Origin of the sequence: Zhenhengia yiwuensis (assembly GCF_014384995.1) — a bacterium.
Taxonomy (GTDB): Bacteria; Bacillota; Clostridia; order Lachnospirales; family Cellulosilyticaceae; genus Zhenhengia; species Zhenhengia yiwuensis.
Genome location: NZ_JACRSY010000013.1, coordinates 32762 through 55363, shown reverse-complemented (window position 1 = coordinate 55363; position 22602 = coordinate 32762). Strand labels below are relative to the sequence as shown.

At 34.5% G+C, this 22602-nt stretch carries 25 protein-coding genes; 8 read left to right on the top strand and 17 right to left on the bottom strand.

Features of this window, described 5'->3' with window-relative positions; genetic code table 11:
• Window positions 1-54: 54 nt before the first annotated feature.
• The 4 genes from H8718_RS09505 to H8718_RS09490 form a co-directional block, all read right to left on the bottom strand.
• Window positions 55-657, bottom strand: a complete 603-nt coding sequence (locus tag H8718_RS09505) for a carbohydrate-binding family 9-like protein (protein WP_249332711.1) — start codon at window positions 655-657, stop codon at window positions 55-57.
• 180 nt (window positions 658-837) lie between these two features.
• The gene (locus tag H8718_RS09500; protein WP_177672289.1) at window positions 838-1047 is read right to left on the bottom strand and encodes a heavy-metal-associated domain-containing protein; all 210 of its coding nucleotides are present in this window, start codon (window positions 1045-1047) and stop codon (window positions 838-840) included.
• A 26-nt stretch (window positions 1048-1073) separates the two neighbouring features.
• Window positions 1074-1283 carry a cold-shock protein gene (locus H8718_RS09495; RefSeq protein ID WP_177672290.1) on the bottom strand — a complete coding sequence of 70 codons (210 nt, stop codon included), beginning with the start codon at window positions 1281-1283 and terminating at the stop codon, window positions 1074-1076.
• A 304-nt stretch (window positions 1284-1587) separates the two neighbouring features.
• Entirely contained in the window at window positions 1588-1758 is a 171-nt protein-coding gene (locus tag H8718_RS09490) for a hypothetical protein (RefSeq protein WP_177672291.1), read from the bottom strand.
• A 568-nt stretch (window positions 1759-2326) separates the two neighbouring features.
• Between H8718_RS09490 and H8718_RS09485 the strand changes: the two genes are divergently transcribed.
• Window positions 2327-3775: a sulfatase-like hydrolase/transferase gene (locus H8718_RS09485; protein ID WP_177672292.1), complete on the top strand. Its 1449-nt coding sequence runs from the start codon at window positions 2327-2329 to the stop codon at window positions 3773-3775.
• A 35-nt stretch (window positions 3776-3810) separates the two neighbouring features.
• Here the strand turns inward: H8718_RS09485 and H8718_RS09480 are convergent, their stop codons facing one another.
• The 5 genes from H8718_RS09480 to H8718_RS09460 all read right to left on the bottom strand — a co-directional run bounded on the left by H8718_RS09480 (window position 3811) and on the right by H8718_RS09460 (window position 7237).
• Window positions 3811-4998: an ROK family protein gene (locus tag H8718_RS09480; protein WP_177672293.1), complete on the bottom strand. Its 1188-nt coding sequence runs from the start codon at window positions 4996-4998 to the stop codon at window positions 3811-3813.
• Between the two features lie 104 nt (window positions 4999-5102).
• Window positions 5103-5876, bottom strand: coding sequence for a GNAT family N-acetyltransferase (locus H8718_RS09475; RefSeq protein ID WP_249332710.1), 774 nt, complete (start codon window positions 5874-5876; stop codon window positions 5103-5105).
• A 77-nt stretch (window positions 5877-5953) separates the two neighbouring features.
• Entirely contained in the window at window positions 5954-6109 is a 156-nt protein-coding gene (locus H8718_RS09470; RefSeq protein WP_249332709.1) for a hypothetical protein, read from the bottom strand.
• A 150-nt stretch (window positions 6110-6259) separates the two neighbouring features.
• Window positions 6260-6541 (bottom strand): hypothetical protein, encoded by a 282-nt coding sequence (locus H8718_RS09465; protein WP_249332708.1) that lies wholly within the window; start codon window positions 6539-6541, stop codon window positions 6260-6262.
• A 123-nt stretch (window positions 6542-6664) separates the two neighbouring features.
• A complete protein-coding gene (locus H8718_RS09460) occupies window positions 6665-7237 on the bottom strand; it encodes a shikimate kinase (protein WP_249332707.1) in 573 nt (190 codons plus the stop codon).
• A 121-nt stretch (window positions 7238-7358) separates the two neighbouring features.
• Between H8718_RS09460 and eutJ the strand changes: the two genes are divergently transcribed.
• Window positions 7359-8201 carry an ethanolamine utilization protein EutJ gene (gene eutJ / locus H8718_RS09455; RefSeq protein WP_249332706.1) on the top strand — a complete coding sequence of 281 codons (843 nt, stop codon included), beginning with the start codon at window positions 7359-7361 and terminating at the stop codon, window positions 8199-8201.
• Window positions 8202-8438: 237 nt separating this feature from the next.
• Window positions 8439-9758 carry an MATE family efflux transporter gene (locus tag H8718_RS09450; protein WP_249332705.1) on the top strand — a complete coding sequence of 440 codons (1320 nt, stop codon included), beginning with the start codon at window positions 8439-8441 and terminating at the stop codon, window positions 9756-9758.
• 33 nt (window positions 9759-9791) lie between these two features.
• On the opposite strand, the gene H8718_RS09445 is transcribed toward H8718_RS09450, so the two are convergent.
• Window positions 9792-10607 carry an AraC family transcriptional regulator gene (locus H8718_RS09445; RefSeq protein WP_249332704.1) on the bottom strand — a complete coding sequence of 272 codons (816 nt, stop codon included), beginning with the start codon at window positions 10605-10607 and terminating at the stop codon, window positions 9792-9794.
• Window positions 10608-10731: 124 nt separating this feature from the next.
• Here H8718_RS09445 and H8718_RS09440 point away from each other — a divergent pair, with 124 nt between their 5' ends.
• Entirely contained in the window at window positions 10732-12591 is a 1860-nt protein-coding gene (locus H8718_RS09440) for a glycoside hydrolase family 20 zincin-like fold domain-containing protein (RefSeq protein ID WP_249332703.1), read from the top strand.
• A gap of 292 nt (window positions 12592-12883) precedes the next feature.
• Here H8718_RS09440 and H8718_RS09435 read toward each other — a convergent pair whose 3' ends face one another.
• On the bottom strand, window positions 12884-13705 hold the full coding sequence (locus H8718_RS09435) for a nitroreductase family protein (protein ID WP_249332702.1): 822 nt from the start codon (window positions 13703-13705) through the stop codon (window positions 12884-12886).
• A 20-nt stretch (window positions 13706-13725) separates the two neighbouring features.
• The gene (locus H8718_RS09430) at window positions 13726-14547 is read right to left on the bottom strand and encodes a nitroreductase family protein (protein WP_249332701.1); all 822 of its coding nucleotides are present in this window, start codon (window positions 14545-14547) and stop codon (window positions 13726-13728) included.
• A gap of 192 nt (window positions 14548-14739) precedes the next feature.
• Here H8718_RS09430 and H8718_RS09425 point away from each other — a divergent pair, with 192 nt between their 5' ends.
• Window positions 14740-15159 (top strand): LysR family transcriptional regulator, encoded by a 420-nt coding sequence (locus tag H8718_RS09425; protein ID WP_249332700.1) that lies wholly within the window; start codon window positions 14740-14742, stop codon window positions 15157-15159.
• Between the two features lies 1 nt (window position 15160).
• Window positions 15161-15619, top strand: a complete 459-nt coding sequence (locus H8718_RS09420; protein ID WP_249332699.1) for a LysR substrate-binding domain-containing protein — start codon at window positions 15161-15163, stop codon at window positions 15617-15619.
• Window positions 15620-15744: 125 nt separating this feature from the next.
• On the opposite strand, the gene H8718_RS09415 is transcribed toward H8718_RS09420, so the two are convergent.
• Window positions 15745-16047, bottom strand: a complete 303-nt coding sequence (locus H8718_RS09415; protein ID WP_249332698.1) for a hypothetical protein — start codon at window positions 16045-16047, stop codon at window positions 15745-15747.
• 180 nt (window positions 16048-16227) lie between these two features.
• Here H8718_RS09415 and H8718_RS09410 point away from each other — a divergent pair, with 180 nt between their 5' ends.
• On the top strand, window positions 16228-17010 hold the full coding sequence (locus H8718_RS09410; protein WP_177668414.1) for an alkaline phosphatase family protein: 783 nt from the start codon (window positions 16228-16230) through the stop codon (window positions 17008-17010).
• Window positions 17011-17065: 55 nt separating this feature from the next.
• On the opposite strand, the gene H8718_RS09405 is transcribed toward H8718_RS09410, so the two are convergent.
• Window positions 17066-17590, bottom strand: a complete 525-nt coding sequence (locus H8718_RS09405; protein ID WP_177668413.1) for an FUSC family protein — start codon at window positions 17588-17590, stop codon at window positions 17066-17068.
• Window positions 17591-17837: 247 nt separating this feature from the next.
• On the opposite strand from H8718_RS09405, the gene H8718_RS09400 reads away from it, so the two are divergent.
• Window positions 17838-18275: a GatB/YqeY domain-containing protein gene (locus H8718_RS09400; protein WP_249332697.1), complete on the top strand. Its 438-nt coding sequence runs from the start codon at window positions 17838-17840 to the stop codon at window positions 18273-18275.
• An 80-nt stretch (window positions 18276-18355) separates the two neighbouring features.
• Here the strand turns inward: H8718_RS09400 and H8718_RS09395 are convergent, their stop codons facing one another.
• The 3 genes from H8718_RS09395 to H8718_RS09385 all read right to left on the bottom strand — a co-directional run bounded on the left by H8718_RS09395 (window position 18356) and on the right by H8718_RS09385 (window position 22559).
• The gene (locus H8718_RS09395; RefSeq protein WP_249332696.1) at window positions 18356-18529 is read right to left on the bottom strand and encodes a hypothetical protein; all 174 of its coding nucleotides are present in this window, start codon (window positions 18527-18529) and stop codon (window positions 18356-18358) included.
• 82 nt (window positions 18530-18611) lie between these two features.
• Window positions 18612-20870 (bottom strand): InlB B-repeat-containing protein, encoded by a 2259-nt coding sequence (locus H8718_RS09390; RefSeq protein WP_249332695.1) that lies wholly within the window; start codon window positions 20868-20870, stop codon window positions 18612-18614.
• 213 nt (window positions 20871-21083) lie between these two features.
• Window positions 21084-22559: a protein adenylyltransferase SelO gene (locus H8718_RS09385; protein ID WP_249332694.1), complete on the bottom strand. Its 1476-nt coding sequence runs from the start codon at window positions 22557-22559 to the stop codon at window positions 21084-21086.
• Window positions 22560-22602 lie beyond the last annotated feature (43 nt).

Below are 22602 nucleotides of genomic sequence, written 5' to 3'. Positions count from 1 at the left end.
CTTCTCTCATATATAAAAAGCTGACTTCATTAATGAAGTCAGCTTTTTATATTCTTATCCTAAAATAAGTTCACCAAAGAACTCTGGTTTATGGAATGCAGGATATTCATTTTCTATAGGATTCCAGCAACCATAGTGCGCTGTATGTGTTTCATCTCCACATTTATAGAAGTTCCCTTTAATCCTACCACTTGTAGTCATATGGTCATGTCCATAAACAGCTTGAATAAGTGTATCGGGTATCATCAGTTCTACTTCCCAGTATCCTTCACCTTTTGTAACAATTGGTTTAGGATAGTCAAAACCTTTATCTTTTAAATAAAAACGATCTCCTGGATGACCATATTCACATAAAATAGCTCCATTACTATTCATTTCAAAGTTCATATAGCCTGCTTTTTCATCTTCTGGATAGAAGTTTGCAAAGAATTCCATACAGCTATCTTTATAAACAGGGTCATTGGCTTCTTTATAAACAGCTTTTGGCTCATTTTCTTCACATCTCATCTTTAAATAAAAGCCTTCTCCTTCAACCCTATAAAGCCAGGCAGAAGTATGAGGCATGTAATCACTTCCCCATGGATAGTTCATAATATCTATTCTTTCAATTTGTGCCCAATCTACTTTTTCAGTTACTGTTTTAACTTGGTACTGCATAATTTCCCTCCATTAATATTCCTATTCTCTTTTTATACCTTTTCATTATACCAGTAAATTCCTATAAAGTTAAAGTCTAATCTTTTTCTTGTAGGATAAGAAAGTGGTATGTACCCTATTTCTATTCTATAAAAATAGCCCTCTCTAATCGTGCTTGGATTACAGAGGGCTTCCTTCTATTTAATTTGACTTAATCGTAAAACCTGTATGCTCTATACAATCTTTAATTTCACATTCACTTGCAGACTCACTATACCCTACTTCAATAGAGCCTCTTCCTAAGTCTACATTCACCATCTGAACACCTTCTATTTGATCTAAAGCATTCTTAATCTGTGTTTTATTCTGTGAATTTTGTAATCCAGTTACATAATAATGTACACGATTCATGAGTAAGCTCCTTCCATCCTATAAACCTAAAATTTTTGTACGTTAATAGCTGATAGACCTTTTTCATTTTCAATTGTATCAAAAGTTACAGCTTCACCTTCATGTAAATCTTTGTTATGACTTTTTTCCTTTACTTGTGTATGATGTACAAAGACATCTTCTCCTTCATTACAAGAAATAAAACCATAACCACGTTCATTGTCAAACCATTTTACAACACCTGTATAAGTTGCCATATGAAAATCTCCTTTTAAACTCGATTTCCTTATTAGTATGGGTGCAAATAAATTTTTTCATAATAGTAATTATATGAAAAACTCCTTTTTGAAGAAAACTGCTTAGGAATCTTCATTATACTTTGAATCTATTGACTTCGTATTTGCTGAGCATCCTCTAATTCTCTAGCTACCTGATCTGCTGTTTTGCCTTGTTCAATAACTTGTTTTACTGCATAAAGTTTAATTCATAGTTCTTACAACTTTTTTCCTTAAGTTTATGATAAGGATATATTTTATAAAAAAATAACTTAATGTTTATTTTTTACTCTTTCCCGAAACCCAATACAATTAGCACTTGCCCTGCAAGTAAAAGGATATTGCCTATTTGCTCTAAATCCGAATTTTCTTCAGTATATGTAGCAATCCATATACTGACAATGACTACTAAAATAATCCACTTTAAATTTTGTTTATTTATACAAGAAAAAAACATACTATTCCTTCCTTTATATTATCGACTTAGTATACTATATAAAATTCATCTTTTAGTAGTGCTTATTTCTTTTAATCTAAAAGTTTTTCTCTTAAATTATATGAACTCAACATCTCACACTTTATCTAAATCTCCTTCTTCTCCCCCTGCAAGTTCTCTTTGACGCTTAGTATTCATCTTGAACTTACAACAACTGCTAAAATACCTAAGATATTTATGTAATAGAACATACTCTATGACTAACAAATGTAAAAAGAGCTGTATGAGCACTATTTCTAATCCCATTCTATTATTTTTAAAAAATAATTTTTATCAAACCCTTTCTAAATTTTTTTCTTATTATTTATTTAATAAGCCTTATTATAGAAACACATACAAAAATGTATAATATATATTTTTTAAATATATATTTTTTAAATATTTAGTTTTATTATTTTTATTTATTTTTTATAACAAATTATTAATTATAGTAATATTATTGTATTTAATTTCTTCTAATGTTATAGTAAATATATAATTTATTTTTATAATTAATTACTCATTTCATAGAGAGAAAGGATTTGAATAGATGTCTAAAAGAAAAAATATAATCCTTATTTTATCAGACCAACAGCGCTATGATACAGTTAGTGCTTATGGATTGAATGATGTATGTAAAACTCCTCATATTGATGCGCTTGCTGCAGAAGGTATGAAGTTTACTAACGCTTTTACTTCTTCAGCTATTTGTGCACCAGCTCGGGCAAGTGTCATGACTGGCCTTTATCCTCATAATCATGGAGTCATTGATAACTTTACAGATATTAAAGAAGGTACACCTCTTCTTGGTCAGTGCATGAAAGACCAGGGTTACTTCTGCGGTTTTGCAGGCAAATGGCATGTGTCTCCTTCTAAAACACCAGAAGACTGTGGCTTTGATGGAAAACCTTTTATGGGTTATGGTTTCCCAGGTAGTCAAGTTTTCCCTAGCCTTAAATTTAATCAGCCACCAGATAATGCACCAAACTACTATGAAGAGTATTTAAAAGAAAATGGTTTTGACATTCCTGATGTTTCTCATGGTTTCTTAGGTAATAATCCTGCTCTTCAAATTCAAGAAATGTATGCTAAACATGAAGGTCCTGTTGAAAGTACTATCGAGTATTTCGTTGCTCATGAAACGAACCGCTTAATTGATAAGGCAAATACGGAGGATAAACCATTCTTCATCTGGGCTAACTTCTGGGGACCACACTCTCCAAGTATTGTTCCTGAACCTTATTACTCTATGTATAATCCTAAAGATATTAAAGAGCATCCAAGTTACAAAGAAACTTTTGAAAATAAACCTTATGGTCACTACCTTTCTGAAAAAATGTGGGGACTTGGTGATTATGGCTGGGATGGCTTTGCAGATATTGCTGCTAAATACTATGGCCACTGCACTATGATTGATGATATGGTAGGCATGATTGTAGAGAAACTTAAAGCTTTAGGTCTTTATGAAGATACCATTATTATTTACAGTGCAGACCACGGGGACTGTCTAGGTGCTCATAAACTTATTGAAAAAGGGGCTTTTACTTATGATGAAATTTATAGAATTCCTATGGTAGTAAAAGGCCTTGGTACTCAAGATAATGATAGCTTTGTTTACCTTCAAGAACTTATGCCAACATTCCTTGAGCTTGCAGGCACCCATCCTCCTAAACCTGTAGATGGAGAAAGTATCCTTCCTCTTATGACAGGTGAATCTTCCACTAATGGTAGAACAGAAATTTATGGCGAATACCATAACCATTTCTATGTATCCCGCCAAAGAATGGTTCGCGATAACAAATATCAGTTTACCTTTAATGAAAATGAACGTGGGGAACTTTACGATTTTACGAAAGATCCTTATCAGCTTAATAACGTATGCTATGATGAAGACTATGCTGATATCAAAAAAGAATACATAGAAAAAATGTCTCATTATATGAAAGCAACTCATGACCCTGCTGGCGTTTGGTTCCATCGTATAAAAGAATTTTACTAAAAAATAAGGTGTCCTCATAATGAGGACACCTTATTTTATTCATTGATAAAGTAAGTATAGATTATTCTTGCACTTGCCCCTACAGCACCATTATTAGGTTCATAAGGGAGCACTTCTATATTTTCGAAGTAATTATTGCCCATAAAGTTCAAATCCTTTTCAATATAGGTTTGAAATTCTTTTAAAATCTCTTGATTACCTAAAAGCTGTCCGTGCAAAAAGATTTTAGTAGGATTCATTACAATCGATAAATTCGAAACTGTCATACTTAAATATTTTAAAGCTTTTGAGATATAACCTCTTATAATTTCATCGCCTAGATTATATGCACTTATAAGCTTCTCAATGGTTACATCCTCTTCTTCTTTTACTAAACTGTTTAGGATTAATGAGCTTTTATTTTTTACAAGTAACTTCCCGGCTTTAATAAGCCATCGTTCACTTGCATAAGTCTGTAAACAACCACACTTTCCACATTCACAAAGCTTCCCATCAACTTCTACAATAGTATGGCCTATCTCTCCAGATATATAATTCTCTTGTTCAAATAACTCCCCATTAATAACATTTGCACAATACATCCCCATTCCTATATGGAAAAATGAAAAATGTTCTGGTGTCTGCAATGGACGAAATAAATACTCCCCAAACGCCTTGCATCTTACATTATTCTCCATAATAATAGGTACATCAAACTTTTCCTTTATACGCTCAGGATTAAAAGATTCCCATACTTTCGAATCGGTAATAAGTTCTTTTTTATTACGACTAATTTTGCCCGGTACACCTATACCAATCCCTATAAGTTTACCTAAAATTCCTTCATTGTGCTGAATGAGCTTTTCCACCTCTTCAAGAATAAAAGCAGTAATATTGTTAACCTCTTTATAAGTAGTTAAAACAATTTTTTGATCTATAATGTGCCCTCTTAAATTGGTTATACAAAACGCAATATTTTTTTCATTAAACTCAATGCCAATTGCATAGGCATAATCCGCATTTAAATCAATAAGCTGCCTTTTTCGCCCTGGTGTATTATCACTTACTTGTTCCGCTTCACCTAAGTTTACAATAATCCCCTCATTCACTAGGGCCATAGTAGTTGTCGTTACTGTAGCAGGCGTAATATCTGTCTGTTCTGCTATAGTTGCTCTCGATACAGGAGCATTTCTAAAGATATACTCTAATATCCTGGTACGATTTGATTTTTTTATAGGATTCATCTATTCACCTTTTCTATTCTAGGTCATAATTATTTATAATAATTAATTATATCATATAATGATTTTATATGTTATAAAAACTGCCCATAACCTCTTTGGGCTATCTACAGCTTCTCATTAATAATATATGTATCATAAGGTCTTTCTAATTGATAACCTAATTTTTGAGCTACGCCTACAGACGCTAAGTTAGCCGCATCGTAACTAGGATAAATCCCCCCTTCTAGGCACTCTAATACAAGAGCAGCAGTAGCTACTGTTGCTAATCCTTTTCTCCTGTGGCTAGGATGTGTATCTACCTCTATTTCTAGTCCCCCATTATAAATACTATAGCTAGAGGCCCCGCATACTACTTGCCCCTTATATAAAATGCAGTAACCTCTTCCTCGTTTTTCAAAGTCTTCCAATGAGTCAAACTGAGCAGTAAAATCCTCCGATAGCGCATGAAGTGAAGCATTCTTTAAAATATCTCCCTCCATCCTTTTTAGCTCATATTCTTCTACAAGACCACCTATCAATATCTTTAAACGTTCACACTTTAAATATTTAGGATCTTGTTTAAAGGCATAACGTGTTACTTTAACCACGCGTTCTTTATAAAGCGCCTCTATTTGAACCTTCCACTGTTCATTTTGGGCAATGACCAACTTGCCTAAAGGTATACATTCTAACAATTTCCTAGCAGCTTCGCTTTTTACATCACCTGCTAAAAATACAAAATCACCGACTCCAATTTGTGCTACTGTAGGATCATCTAAATCATCTGCTCTAGCAATACCCATATGTCCTTCTAAACATGAACGAATCATTGTATCATGCATCTGTGCAAATAAAGGTGTTAATCTTTCCCTATTATTTCTATCTACTTCATAAAGCATATATTGCCCTCTCCTAAACTTTAATTTATTTTACAATTTCACTATAAAAGGTCTAGGCTACTACACCTAGACCTTTCTTAATCTCTCTCTGAAACCATCATACCTACTCCCGAAATGGCTAAACACACTAAACCACATACTGTTACATAAGGTAACGCTAAAAAGTAACCTATTAAACTTCCAATCAAAGTTCCACCTGTGACAAAACGCATTATTTTCTTTTCAGAACTCATGCTCTTCCCCCCTATTTGATTTGACTTCGTTACTTTTCTAAAAAATCTTATACTTTATTCTATCAAACAGGAGGGTTGTTTGATACTTTTCTACAAGGAATTACAATGAGGTTTTTCTATAGGCTATCAAAGTTTTTATAATGGTTCTACTTACCATCTATTAGGATTAGTCAGACGTACTACTTCTTCTCCTAGCTCTCCTAGTTCATCTTTATACTGTGCATAACGTATTCTTGTTTCAGATTCCTTTGGCAAATGTTCTATGCAAAGTTGTAAACAGTCTATCGTCTGCTGTAAGTACTGAAAAATACGATCTGATTCAATGATTTCACTCTCTTTGGCATGTCTAAGCTTATCAATATGTAGCAAGGTACGCTTTTTTGCATCCTGATACACTGTATCTAATTTTGATGTATAATTTTTAGGTTCCATATAACACCTACTTTCTAAGAGATTTAAGTCTCTAGGCTTATTGTATCATATTTTTACGGGATAATCCCCTCTCAATGAATAAAGTATGACCGTTTCTTTTTTCTCCCTGCTTATAAAATCCATTTAATAAAGCTGTCTTTTTATTTGATCTACCACCTGCTGTACGGTTTTACCTTTAGTATCTACTATATATTTAGCTAATCGAATATTACAGTTACTTTCAATATAAAGGCGATTAATAATGTTATAAAACTCACTACTAATGCCATATGGCAACCTATGACGTCTACTTAATGCCTGTATGCTTTCCTCCTTATCACCACAGTAACGTAACATATATACATACTGATAAGGTCTAAGAAGGATCATCATTTTATCTTTATGCGCTTTTATATCGTACACAGAATGTCCTGCACCAAAATCAAATATCCCCCTAGGATACTGATTAAGAATTTGTTCAATATAAATAAGTTCAAAAGGATTCATATACTGATAATAAGCTAAAGCTTCGTTATTTTTTTGCAGTTGCCTAACGTACTTCTTATTATATCCGGACATTTGGGCATAATATTTATGCCTCATACCATCACAATCAATGTAGGGTAATCCAAGTTGCTTTGCTAATTTTTTTGAAATCGTTGTCTTACCTACTCCCATAGGCCCTATAAGAATAATACATTGTTTTTTGTTATCCATTAGGCTCCCTCCTCTTCTTTATCTATATGAATAACTGCTCTACCCCTATACATATACTCGCCTATTTTCTAAACTAAAATAAAGACACAAGCTAGAAATCTAAAGATGAGGAATTAAAACTATGTATGATGAACAAGCTGTTAAATCACAAATTGAACAAGTAGAAAAAAGTTTAAAACAAACCCACTATACGCCTGGTGAAAAATTAAAAGTAGGTATAGACCTAGGTACTGCCTATATTGGCATAGTCGTCTTAAATGAACAAGATGCCCCTGTAGCTTCTGAGCTTCAAGAAGCTCATGTTCTTAAAGACGGAATTATCGTAGATTATGTAGGTGCTCTGCAGATTGTTAAACAACTTAAGGAGAAACTTGAGAAAAGATTAGGCGTTACACTACTTAAAGCTTCTATTGCTATGCCTCCTGGTACAGAATCTAGCATTAAGACCCACTCTCATGTTATAGAAGGCGCCGAAATGGAGGTGAGCCATATCCTAGATGAACCTACTGCTGCAAATAATGTACTCCATATTTCAGAAGGTGTGGTTGTAGACATTGGTGGTGGCACTACGGGACTTTCTATTTTTAAAGAAGGTAAAGTAGTCTATGTGGCAGATGAACCAACAGGTGGAACCCACCTCACCTTAGTCTTAGCAGGTAGCCATCACCTCTCCGTTGAAGAGGCTGAATCCTTCAAAAAAAATCCCATCCATCAAAGTGAAGTACTTGGCAGTGTAAAAGCTGTTATTGAAAAAATGGCTACTATTGTTAAAAATCACATTAAAGGTTATACAGTCGATACCATTTATTTATGTGGCGGTACTTGCTGCCTCCACGGTATGGAAAAAGTATTTGAAAAAACAGTAGGTATTAAAACGATTAAACCGAGCAACCCTCTCCTGATTACACCTACCGGCATTGCTATGAGCTGTGAACCCTTTCTACCAAGTAAAGCTCATTATTAAAAATAAGGTTCAGGCCCAAAAGCCTAAACCTTATTTTTAATTTCCTAAGATTTTCTCAATATTCTTCCAAAGAAAGACTGTTTTTTGGAGTTTTCCTTGCCCTCTGGGTAATCAAACTTTTTGACGTATAGAATTCCATGTTAATGTATTCAAATTTATTAATTTTTTATAGAAGTAAAATTTAAATTGCACTATAATAGGTCTGTATAACTTTTATAAATTTTAGAGGAGTCTATTATGCAAAGTTCTTGTTCACTCAAAAAAAATATTTGGAAAAACTATGTGAGCTATCTTATCCCTACAGTGATCGGGATGGTTACCTATAGCCTCTACTGCCTAGCTGATGTATTATTTGTTTCTCTTGGTGTAGGGAGTAATGGCCTGGCAGCTTTAAATATCTCACTTCCTATCTTTACAATTTACTCTGCTCTTGCACTTCTTATTGGTGTAGGAACTTCTATTACGATAGGTGTGTGCAAAGGTCAAGGCCTTCATGAGGCCTCTAACAAACTACTTACTATGGCACTTTTAACCATTGCTCTTTTAGGCAGCTTCTTTACACTCATTAGCGTTCTCTTTACTGAGCAACTTGCACTTATTTTAGGTGCTGATCCTATTATCTTAAAAGAAGTAATCGCTTATTTAAAACCGGTTTCATGGGGCGTCCTATTTTATATGCTATCAGGTGCTCTCACTGTTATTGTACGTGGAGATGGAAACCCTAATCTGGTTATGGTTGCTGGGGTAGTGGGGAATGTTGTCAATATTGTTTTAGACTATGTATTCGTTATGCCTATGGGCCTTGGTACTTTTGGTGCAGGTTTAGCTACAGCTATTGGGTTTACAATCAGTATGGTCATTTTGCTCTTTCATTTTGTATTAAAGAAAAATACAGTCCATTTTACTAAATACTTTTGGGATTTAAGTCTGTATAATCGTATGCTTAAAAATGGTGTAGGGGCAAGTATTTTAGAAATTTCTACAGGCGTCACAATCTTTCTTATTAATCTTGCTTTAATGGAGGTAAGTGGTGCTACTGCTGTTGCGATCTTTAGTGTTATTTCTAACATTAGCTTTATTGCCAAAGGTCTATTTGGTGGTATGGCTCAGGCTAGCCAGCCTATTATCAGTCTAAACTATGGCCTAAAAGACTTTAAAATCGTACATATTGCCTATCAATTTGCTATGTGGGTAGCGGGAGGTAGTGGCCTCTTAGCCTTTCTCCTCCTTGCTCTATTTTCAAAACCTATTATAGAAGGTCTTGTTTCGTCAGAGCCAGCTGTCGTATCACAAGGTATGAAAGCTATTCATCTATATTTTATCGCTTTTGCTTTTACAGGTTTTAATACAGTACTTATGTATTATTTCCAATCTATAGAGCGATCCTTTTACTCAAGTGTCATGTCTTTTCTAAGAGGAATTGGTCTCATCTTTATTCTCCTTCTTATTCTGCCTAGATACTTAGGCGAAGCTGGCATATGGCTTGTATTACCTGTTACAGAAATCATTACTTTTATAATCTTTATAACCCTAAAAAAATACTTTGTAAAACTTTAACAAGAAAGTCCTCTATACTTAAGATAGAGGACTTTAACTATTTTCTTTAGATGGAAGTTTACCCATATATTTTTTATAGGTTTTACTGAAATAAGATAAGTTAGGAATCCCACACTTTTCTGCACTTTCCTTTACATTGTACTTACCAGAAGTTAATAAGTTTCGCGCATAATCACAGCGCAAAAAGTTAATATACTCTATAACGGTCTGTCCTGTAATTTCTTTAAAAATACGACACATATAGTACTTACTAAAACCTACTTGCTTACACATTTCATCAATAGTAAGCTCCTCTGTAAAATGATTTTTAATATAACCTATGGCCTTCTTAACTATTTCCATCTTATGATTCCATGTGTCTGCTATTACTGGGCTCTTAATGACACTATAATTTCGATAAAGCTGAGTAAATAATAAAAGAACCATGCCTTGAACAGCCGATTTGTAATAAGGCCTTCTAGCATCCATCTCTTCTATAATATGTTCCATATAACTCACAGATAAACTATCTTCAATAAGATTCTGCACGACTACATCTTCTATCGGCATTTGAAAACCTTCACATAATGCCTTATCTACAATTAAGCAATAATATTCTAATACAGGTGAAGTCGTATAAATAAAATGCAATTCATTAGAGTTGACTACAAGTAAGTCTCCCTCCTTTACTTCTACATGGTTACTGCCACATGTAGCAACGCCACTTCCTTTTACAAAGTAAAGTATTTCAATATTTTCATGATAATGTACAATAAATTTCTCCTGCGTACTCTCTAAAGTATCGTAGTGAAAAATAATAGGAAATTTAGGATCGTCATGACGGTGATGTTCATAAATAATAGGATTCATAGGCTACTCCTTGAGCAATATTGTGTTAATTTAAAGCAAAATGCATACTTTATTATTTATCTTATCGCTATATAATGAATCTATCAAGAACATTATTTAACTATAAAATTTTTAGGAGGACATCATGTACTTATTACCACAACCAAAACACTTTTCTTTAACAGATGGTCAGTTTATCATTAAGCCTTCTACATGTCTATTATTAGATGGCACTTGTGACTTTGATGATTTAAATGCCGCTGTTACTCTTCAAGATGAAATTAAAGCTGATTTAGGTTTTACACTTGCAATCAGTAAAAGCTTTAATGCAGCAGAGACACTACATACGATTCAGTTAGTGAAAAAAGCTGGCTATGCCAAAGAAGGTTATGAACTTATCATTACGAGTGAAGCCATTACTGTATACGCTTCTACAGGTGCTGGTATTTTCTATGGTGTACAAACACTTCGTCAAATCATTCGTCAAGCTGGCGCTTTAGTACCTGCTTTAACCATTCAAGATGAACCACATTTTGAAAATCGTGGCTTCTATCATGATGTTACACGCGGAAAAGTAGCGACGCTTGAAACACTTAAAACATTAGTGGATCGTGCAGCTTTCTATAAATTAAATCAAATTCAGCTTTATGTAGAACACAGCTTTGCTTTTGCTGGACTTAGTGAAGTTTGGGTAGATAAAGACCCTCTCACTGCTGAAGAAATTTTACTTTTAGACCAATACTGTCAAAAACGTCATGTAGAACTTGTACCATCTCTTTCTACATTTGGTCATTTCTATGAAATTTTAAAAAGCAAATCTTTCAATCACCTTTGTGAGATTGATATTACAGGCAAAAAAGACTACTCTTTTATAGACCGTATGGCACACCATACACTTAATACACTTGAAGAAGGTAGCTTCAAGCTTGTAGAAAAAATGCTTAATGACTTTATTCCACTTTTCAGCTCTAATCAATTCAATATCTGCTGTGATGAAACATTTGACCTTGGTAAAGGCCGTAGTAAAGCTAAAGCTGACGAAGTTGGTACAGGAAGACTTTACGTGGATTTCCTTAATAAAATTATTAATTGTGTTAAAAAACACAATAAGCAAGTTATGTTCTGGGGAGATGTTATCCTTCACCATCCAGAATTATTAAATGAAATTCCTAAAGATGTAATCTGTTTAACTTGGGACTATAGTTCTGGCTGTAGTGACCATGCTGTAAGCAAAATTGCTGAAACAGGTCGTCCTCAATATGTATGTCCTGGCGTAGGTGGCTGGAACATGCTTATGAATCTTATATGGAACGCTTTCGAGAATATCCGTAGAATGACTGAGTATGGTAGAAACCATGGCGCAATCGGTGTTCTTAATACAGACTGGGGCGATTATGGACATATCAACTTATTTGGAAGTTCTATGCCAGGTATGATTTATGGCGCTCACCTTTCATGGAACCCTGTGACAGAGGAAACAGATTTTACTGATCTGTATAAAGCTATTTCTCGTATTGAATATGGCGATACTTCTGAAAAACTTGTAAGCTTACTTCATCAGCTATCAGGACGACAAGGCTGTAGCTGGTATGATGTTGTAAGGTGGAAAGAACTTCAACATAACCAACATGATGAAGTAGAAGTCCTTTCAAATCTTAATGTAGAGCGTATCCTAAAGGGTTACCAAACTGCTTTAGATGTGGAAAAAGAACTTCTTACACTCTCTTTAGGTATACGTCATAACCACTTTGATCTTCAAGAATTTATGATTTCTTCTAAATCTATTCAGCTCATAGATACTTTTGTTCTTACTTTAATTCAAGATAAAGTAGGTACACAAGAAGCTGTCCCTGCACTTTCTAAACTCGAACTTGCCGCTGCACTTGAAATTTGGTTTACTGAATATACTGCAATCTGGAGAGCACGTAACAAAGAGAGTGAGCTCTATAGAATTAGAGAAGTCATCACTTATATGTGTGGTTACCTTCGTGATACTGCTCTTTAAAAATAAGCCACTTCTCTAAATAAAAGAGACAAACAAAAAAAGAGCAATAAAACTTATTGAGATCAGATAATGCTACCTTTTTATTAGACACGGAAAAAACCGTGTCTATTTTTTATGGTGTAAAATTGCCTTCTTCAACCTACGCTAGCCATACATACATCCCGTCTCATCAAAGATTTGTTTGATAATAAGATACTCATTGAAATCTTAACTGTTATGACAGCGATATTTATAAAAAGTGAAACGGCGAATATCTAGTACTTCACACAGTAGCTTGAGTGAGTCTTTTTTCTTATATCCAGCTGACAGTTGCGTCTTGTCTAGGAACTGTTCTGTGATAGCGTACATCAGGATAGCCGATTACTAAACATGAAATGATATGCCTGCTCTCTTTAAGCCCTAGTAAATCAAGGATTTCTTTGTCGCCCTGAGCAGCATGTGTTAAAAAGCCGCTAAAGAAGGTACCAAGACCTAATGCATCTGTCATAAGTTCCATATTAGAGGAAGCTAATCCACCATTTAGAGGCGTAGGAGAAGTCACCATTATAACAAGCGGGGCATTAAAGAATAATTTATCATTTGCTACAGGGTCCTGTTTGTAAGCATTGTAGCTGTAAATCCACATATTAGCATATCTTTTAAGGTGTTCTGTCTCAGGCGTTAAGTTAGCAAGTATTGCCTCACCTTTTTTCTTTAAGCTTTCATAAGCTAATTCTCTTAGTTCGTTTAGCTTTTCAGTAATGACAATATAAGAAACATCCTGACTGTTCGTCGAAGTCTGAGTAAAGCGTCCTGCTTCAATGATTTTCTGGATTTTCTCCACTTCAACTTTTTGGCCTTTGAATCGTCTTACACTTCTTCTGAATTTGATAAAGTTTAAGAGATTATCTGCCTCTACGGCAAAGGTTTCTTTATTGTAACGAATAACCTCATTCATGTTATAGTCATTTGTTGAAACCGCATCTACAGGGCAGATAGCAATGCAGTGGCTACATTTTATACAGCCTTCATTATTAATATCTGCTTTTCCGTCTTTTAGGGAGATAACACGAGTGGGACAATCTTTAATACAGCTTTCACAAGCAACGCATGTTTCTTTATTTACTATAAACATTTTTCATATACTCCTTTGTACTATAATAATTGTGTCCAAGACATAATATAAGTAAAGTCTTTATTTTGTGGGTATTTAGAAGCATCAAGTGTTATGAATTTACCTTGAATATGATTTTGGATAGCAGTTAGGTGAAAATGACAAAGTGCAATACCTATATCAATCTTAGTTAGACCTTTGTTAGAGGCTAGGTAAAAATGTAATAAATACTCTTCTCTTACAACACGCCAAGGCTGTTTGTTTAGAGCAGAAGGCGCTATCCTTAGCATTTCGAGTGGTTCGAAGTACACATCAGATACATCTGATGCAAGGGGCGTACTGAAATTTTGATTGAAGAAGAGTTCATGATAAGGTTTGCGTTTGTTAGTATTTTCACCTATTAAAGTTGCAATGAAAGATTTTTTACCTCCTTGATAACCAATAGGAGAAACTATTGGTAAAATTTCATCTTCTTTTAAGTGCATTGCTTTTGCAAATTCCCCTTTGTTAAAAGTACCACCTAGCCATACAGTCCCTAAGCCTAAAGAAGTGCAGTATAAGATAACTTTTTCTAAGGTATATCCTAATGCAATTAATGCTTGGTCAGTATTTTCACAGGCTGCTGCTAAAAAGTAGCGCGCACCTTTAATAACACCGTAGGTTCCCAATTTGAATTCTTGGGTAGAGTTGTCCTTTGTTATGAGTTGAATTCGAATCTTTTGTCCGAAAGGATTATCTACTGTAGTTAGATAATCTTCTAGTTTTTTAAGAATATCTTGAGCAATAGGGTTGTCCGCATAGTTTCTAACAGAGTGCCTTTGCTTGATGACTTGGGTCACTGATGTACTAAATATAGAATCCATAATGATTACCTCCGATCATTTAAATTGACATATCTATAAAATAAATTTATAATTTTAAAACCTATAATTAAAAAGATAATCAGATTATATATTGTATAGAGGGATATGTCTAATTAAAATAAATCATAATTCTATAACCATAAGTTATATATAGAACTAAATTGAAAGTATCCATTAGAATAAGGAGATAAAATGAACCTACAACAACTCGAGTATTTTAAAGTAATAGCTGAAACTAGAAATTTTACACTCGCTTCTAATCAATTGTTGGTCACTCAGCCAGCACTTAGCAAAGCGATTGCAAAACTAGAAGAGGAACTGGAAGTTTCCCTTTTTGAAAGAGAAGGAAGAAATATAAAACTAAGTGTATTTGGAGAAGCATTTTTAAAATATGCTGATTCTGCTTTAATGGAAATTCAAAGAGGTAAAGAAAAGCTTCGGGATATGAAAAGAAGTAGTGATATGGAGATTGCCATTGCATCGACTTATTGTATTGGGGCAACCTTTATTCCATTTTTAATCAGTAACTTCTTTCATAACCATTTACAAGTTAAGTTTAATATTAATAATCAGTCTACAGAAGAGATTTTAAAAGGACTTAAAGTATGGTAAAATGGATTTCGGATTTTTTGATTACGTAGAAGAGTTGAAGGCTTATCCTGAAATAGAGACGGTTCTTGTAAAGAAGGAGGAGTATGTGTTAATTGTTCCGAAACATCATCCTTTGGCCAGTCAAGAAGAAATTGCTTTAAAGGATTTAAAAGACGAAAACTTTATTGTATACAAAGGTAAATCATATGACCAGCAGATTTCTTATGCGGAATTTATAGGTTATACTCCCAAAATATTTGCTGAACCTAATGAAGCCAGTGTACTTGCAGGACTAGTAGCAGCTGGAGCAGGCATAGCCATTATTTTAAATACACCCCTTATTAATACAAATAAAATCTCTGTAATTAAAATCAAGGATAATATTGGATATAAGCATATTTATATGGGATGGAATAAAGAGCTATCTTCTTCGGAGATTAAAAAGGACTTTAAGGCGTATGTCATGTCCTTAGAAAAATAGTAATACAAGGAGAAGATAGCGAAAAATCTTTTTAAATAAAGGAGTGAGCCTATTTTAGAACGAAGGATAAGGCTACTTTTTTATTATGTGCTCACTAAAAGGGTATTTCGTCTTATCTCTCTTTTTTAACGTAATGTATTGCGCATTTGATCAAATACTGTACTTTCAAAAATAGTATTAATAATCGCTAAAGTAAGCCCTAATAAGAAAGTCAGGATCAGGCTATTCATATTGATTCGTACACCTAATAAAAATACACTGACTAAGGCAAGCATTAAAGCCCCACACTGCCATACTCTCTTCTTAGATAAATATCTTGTTTTAGCTTGAATTTTCTCAAAAGGCTCAAGCTTGCTTTGATTAAGCTTTTCAAATAAAAACTCAAAAGCTAAATCTGAAACTATAATAAGGATTAGACTAATTAACATGGTTTCTCTCCTTTATTTTTTAAATTAAAATCTTAAAAATTACTTTTATTCTACTGCTTGAATATGTAGATAAGTTGAACTTTTAAATAATCCATGTATTTGATAAAATTGTCCATTGTTCGTTTTTTAAACCTGTGTTAAGCTAAGAAAAACTTTGTATAAAAGGAGGATATTTATAACATGAGTTCAAAAGTTATCTTAATTCTCGTAGACGGTATGCGCCCTGATGGCATTCTTGAATGTGGCCATCCTTATCTTTCTGCATTACGTCAAAAGAGCAGTTATTCATTTTCAGCTTCTACCATTATGCCTTCTGTAACATTACCTTGTCACACTTCTCTTTTCTTCAGTGTGAATGCGGACAGACATGGTATTACCACGAATACATGGATGCCCCCTGTACGCCCTATAGAAGGGATTTGTGAAATAGTGAGTAAATTTGGCAAAAAAGCTGCAATGGTTTACAACTGGGAGGAACTTCGCGACTTAAGCCGTCCTGGTAGTTTAGCTTTCTCACATTATGAACGTATTCCTCATGACCACCAAACAGCTTTAGAAAACGAGCAAATTATGACAGATCTTACGCTTTCCTATATTAAGAAAGAAAATCCAGATTTTCTATTCCTCTATTTAGGTTATGTGGATGCAGCTGGCCATAACTTTGGTTGGATGACACCAAACTACTTTGAGGCCGTTGCTAATGCTTCTTCTTGTATTGAAAAACTTGTAACGAGTCTTCCAGAAGGCTATGAAGTCATTATTACAGCTGATCATGGAGGACATGACCGTGGACATGGCGCAGACATTCCAGAAGATATGACGATTCCAATCATTGGACATGGCCCTTCTTTTACGGAGGCTCATGAGTTTTCATCAGCAAATATTAAAGACATTGCACCAACGATAACACACCTTTTAGGTCTTCCAAATGCACCTGAATGGGAAGGTAAATGTCTTATTTAATAAAAAAAACAATCCCTCCTCTTTCTACGAGTGGATTGTTTTTTTATGCCTATACTTATAAACATTCTTCAATATCTATTTCTGCTTCTTTCTCTACTCCCTTTTCATAAGGACATACATAAAGATTAACGCCTAAACCTACTAAGGCACCATATAAAGTATAAAGTGTACGCTTCAGCCCATAGAAAAGTGGCATTTGAATGTTTGTTGTTGTACATAAAATGGCACATAATACAATACATCCTGGAAAAATAGCCATAGGCTTTTTAAAATAGATAGCTACTTGAATCAGCAAGAAAATACTTAAGCACGTTGCAATAGTCTGTACATAAGCATTATAAGGTAAAAAACTTAAAGCTAATAAAACAATATTGGAGATAATACTTCCATAAGCTGTCCCCCATACACGGTTTTTAGCATTCTGCACAGAACCATCTTTATCTCCTTGAATGACGAAAATCGCTGCAATACAAGCAAAGAATGGATCCGGTACCCCCATATAGGCAAGCGAAATAATGCAGATGCCTACTGCAAGTAATGTTTTAACCGTTCTCATCCCTATTTTAAGTTGTGTTCCCATTATTCGACCTCTATTGATTTTATATTCTTGTTCACTCGAATATTATTATAATATAGTTTTTAAGAAAGTAAATTAGGCTATATAGAGAAAACTTATACCAAAACCTTGCTCTTCTTATGCAATATTCTTATGTGCCTTCCTTTCATTCATCAGTTTTTAAAGAAGTCTTTCTGTATATTTTCCTATAAATTATGTTATAATTTAACCATCTATTAAAAATTATATTTTTTGAGGAGGATAAGGAACTATGCTATTAGAAAAATTAAATGATGCTGTCAAAGATGCTATGCGAAATAAAGATGCCGTTACAAGAGATACACTTCGTGGTGTTGTTGCTGATATTAAATTAGCTGCTAAAGAATCTAAACATGATTTAGACGAAGCTGAAGAACTTGCTATCCTTAACAAACATGTTAAACAAGTTAAAGAATCTATTGAAGCTTATACTGCTGGTAATCGCTCTGACCTTGCTGATGAAGAACAAGCTAAGTTAAATGCACTTGCTGGATTCCTTCCAAAACAAATGACAGAAGAAGATGTAAGAAGTCTTGTAGAAAAAACGATTGCTGAGCAAGGATTAGATACTTCAAACAAAGGTCTTCTTATGAAGAACTTAATGCCACTCTTTAAAGGCAAAGCAGATGGCAAAATGGTGAATGAAATCATTGCAAGCTTTGTAAAATAATCTATTCATTAAAAAAGAGGATACTGCATAAACAAATTGTTATGCAGCATCCTCTTTTATTCATGTTTATGATTCCTATTTTACTTATCGTCTTCTGTAGCCATCTTCCATCCCATATACGCTACAAGCCCAGTACCCATGTTATCTGTTACTGCATTTTCTATACCCCCAATATTCTGGATAGGAGACATAGCTGCTAGTGGTATAGGAATAAGTGGTTCTTCTTCAGACTGTTTATAAGGTTTATTATCCATAATACGTTCCTTTACCTATGGTGAAAGACTTAAACTTAATGTTCTCCTCTTATTATGAACTCCTTTACCTCTTCTTATTCCTTTATTTATTTAAAGCCTTATCTAACCTTTGTAAGATTGTCATCATTTCAGCCCTTGTTACAGGTTTAGTTGGTTCCATAGTATAAGATGTTGTACCTTCTAAAAGTCCTGTTCGAATACAATAATTAATCCCATCTTGATAATCTGAATAATACGTATCCGTAAAGGCTACTAAAGGTTTTGTTTTTTTCAGCTGGCCATCTGTTACTTCATAAAGTACCTGTGCAAGGAGCTCTCGAGATACATATTCATCGTCCATGCTCCCTATTGTTCTAAGTGTCTTCTCACTAAGCTTAGAACCTATGGAGGCTACGTGTTCAAATGCCCAGCTCTCTTCATCCTCTATCCATCTTTCTACAGTACTTCTTGGCTGTCTAATAGCTAATTCATTATGGGTTAAAAGTATACGATCAAGGAATGTGAAAGTATCAGCTACAGTAAGCGCTTTATTAGGTTTAAACGTATAATCTGGATAACCTGTTACAATACCACGTTTAGCCAGTTCTATAATATTCGTATAAGCCCAGTGCCTTACTGGTAAATCTGTAAAGTAAACATCTCTTACTTTTTCAAGGTTAACAACTTTCCAGTCTAAATCTAGATCTGTAATATCTTCAAATAAATCTAGATCTCTATAAACTTCTTTTAGTTGTTTTCTTGTAAAATATCCTTTAGTCAGTTCATCTAACTGTTCAAGTGTCAACTCTTCTTCTAAGGTTGTATAAGGAAGATACTCTTCAAACTGTTCTTTAATAGCTTTTTGCTGTCTAGAACTTAATCCTTCCCACTCCTCTTTAAAGTTCTTTTCTTCAGGCTCAAAGTTCGCTTTAAGCCATCTATCTTGCTTCACTGTAAAGCTATACTCTTCATTTCGGCTTACAACTTCACCATCTTCCATCCAGCTGTCAAAAACGTAACCATCCCTGGCACGTGCCTTAAGCGTTACATGTTCTCCTTTATTGTAAGTATAATCGCCTCTTACTGTGCCTGCATCAGAAGGATTTATTTTAACATGAATCGTATACTGGGGAATGTATTCTGGTTCATCCCATCTAAAGTTAGCTACTAGATTTCTATGATCTGTTACTTTAAAAGTATAAGCTCTATCTCTACTTACTTCTTTTCCATTTTCAGTCCAGTTCACAAAATCATAACGGCCTTTTCCATTTGCTGTAACAGTTGCCATATCATTTAAATAATAAATACCATCTTGTCTAACACTATTATCTCTAATCGTTCCTGCATCATAAGGATAAGTGGCTGTAGTTACTTGATATTGCTGCTTCATTTTAAGTTCACACTCTGTCTTTTTCATATCTGAAGCATGACTTACTTCTACGCTATATTTACCTATATCTTGTTGCGTAATAGAGGGAATCGTGTAAGAAGAACTTACCTCACCCTTTACACTGTTTTGATACTCTTCTTTAATGACTTTATCCTCTTTAAACCATTTAAAATGAAGTGTTTCTGCACTCTTTGCTGTGACAGTAAGTTTTTTCTGTTCTCCTAATGTTACCCATTCATCTTGCAAAGGCTTTATAATACGAATAGGATCAAATCCTTGATCTATTGTTGTATTTTGAACAGCTGTTCTATAAAGATTTGTGAGTATAAGATTTGTTCCTTTTTTAGCAATAGCACTGGTCGCATCTTCTCCTAAGTTATAGGAAAAAGTAACTATATCCTTTTGCTTAACAGGCTGTTTAAGATCATAAGTTAACTTATTACCTGTCTCATCATAAGTCATTGTATGAATCTCTTGAAGAACACCATTTACTTCAATACTCGGTCTGGGCTCTTCTATATTTTTATCCCCTACTTGTTCTATATCAGGTAGGGTTACTTGTGTACCATTTACAAAAATGTAAGGATCTTTCCACTCTTCATAAAGGATATAAGGATTTTTCTTTGTTCCTTCTCCTGTTTGAAAGATAATACGATCTGGATCAAGATAAAAGGCCGCTACCATCCCCATATATAAATCCTCTTGTTCGAGTAGTTCTTCTACATCTAGCCAAGATTTTTCTCCTTTTCTATGTTTTAATAATTCCTCCTGACAAAGTAGTAAACCTTTTTCGCTTTCATCTAGCACATACCATAAAATAGGCTTGTTCTCGTATGTTCCGTACTGAACATAATCCTTTACACTTATTTTCTGTTCAGGCGTATAAGCCTTAACAGGTAAGACATGCATGACAATGACCATCATGGATACGACGAGCATCCATATAATAGATTTTTTAGAACCTTTTTTCATACACTTTTCCCCCTTTTATTAGGCCTCTTATATAAGTAGTGTATGCCTAGCCACTTCCTTAATGGCCTCTAAAAAGGGAAATGTCACGAACTCTTAATACATTTGTTACTGGGTCTTAATAACAGATAAAGCCTTTTCATGTTTTAAGAATGTAAGATTCTTCTATAAAATGATTTCTAAAGCGTCTATTCTATATGGCTAAATACCTCTTAATTAAGTCCCACAAAATGTACGGTAAGGACAGACTGATGGGCCTGGTAAACTATTATATTTTTTCTGCTCTTCTAAGTAAGAATAGGGCTTAGAAAGCACTTTAAGTAAACGTTCCATAGGCTCATAATTTCCCTCTTTGACAGCTGCCTCTAAGGCTTCTTCTACTAGGTGGTTACGCGGAATAATAGATGGATTATGCTCTTTCATTAAAGTATAAACCTCTTCCTTCGTCTTCTGCTGCCTTGTGCGTCTTGCCTTATAAAGCTTAAACCACTCCACAAATTCAGAGGTACCTCCAAGTACTGTATCTTCTAATGTCTCTGTTGTTAAGGCAATAAAAGTTCCTGTATAGTCTGCCTTATACTGCTGCATCATACTAAGAAGCTTTTGAATCAGCTCTAAATCTTCTACCTCTTCATTAAAGAGTCCTAACTTTCTTCTCATACCGCCTAACCAATGCTTTTGATAGAGCTTACCAAATTGCCCAATGGCCTCTTCTGCTTGTTTAATGGCTCTATCCTCTTCCTCATCTATAAGTGGTAATAAAGCTTCTGCAAATCTTGCTAAATCCCAAGCAGCCATACGTGGTTGATTGCCATAGGCATAACGCCCCTCCGTATCAATGGAACTAAATACAGTTGCTAGATTATACGTATCCATAAAGGCACAAGGTCCATAGTCAATCGTTTCACCACTAATGGTCATATTGTCCGTATTCATAACACCATGAATAAAACCTACAAGTTGCCAACTAGCTACTGTTCTTGCTTGACGGCTTATAACCCCTTCAAGAAATGCCAAATAAGGATTTTCATTATGAATAAACTCTGGATAGTGTCTTGCTATTGCATAGTCAGAAAGAGCCCTAAGTTCTTCCTTAGTCCCCCAGTTGGCTGCGTATTGGAAAGTACCTACACGCAAATGACTATCTGCTACACGCGTAAGGACAGCTCCAATTTCTTCTTCTCTTCTCCATACACTTTCTCCAGTGGTTACAACAGCTAAAGCACGTGTCGTTGGAATACCTAGGGCATACATCGCTTCACTAATGATATATTCTCTAAGCATAGGTCCTAAAGCGGCGCGTCCATCTCCTCTTCTAGAATAAGGTGTTGGCCCTGAACCTTTTAACTGAATATCCACACGTTTACCATTTGGTGTGATCTGCTCACCGAGCAATAGGGCACGTCCATCTCCTAACTTGGTAAAGTGACCAAATTGATGGCCTGCATAAGCTTGTGCTAAAGGTAACCCTCCTTCTGGAATGCTGTTACCCGCAAGTATACGGATGCCTGCTTCACTTTCTAAAGCTGCACCATTAAGTCCTAATGTTTCTGCTAATTTATGATTAAGTTTATTTAATTTTGGTGCACGTACAGGTGTTGGATTTATAAATGTAAATAATAGTTCTGGTAATGTTGCATAGCTATTTTCTAGTTTCCAGCCTATAGAATCTGCCAATGATCGTTTTTGCATAATGCCTTCCTTTCATTTTTCCTTTTAATGATAATATCTGCTT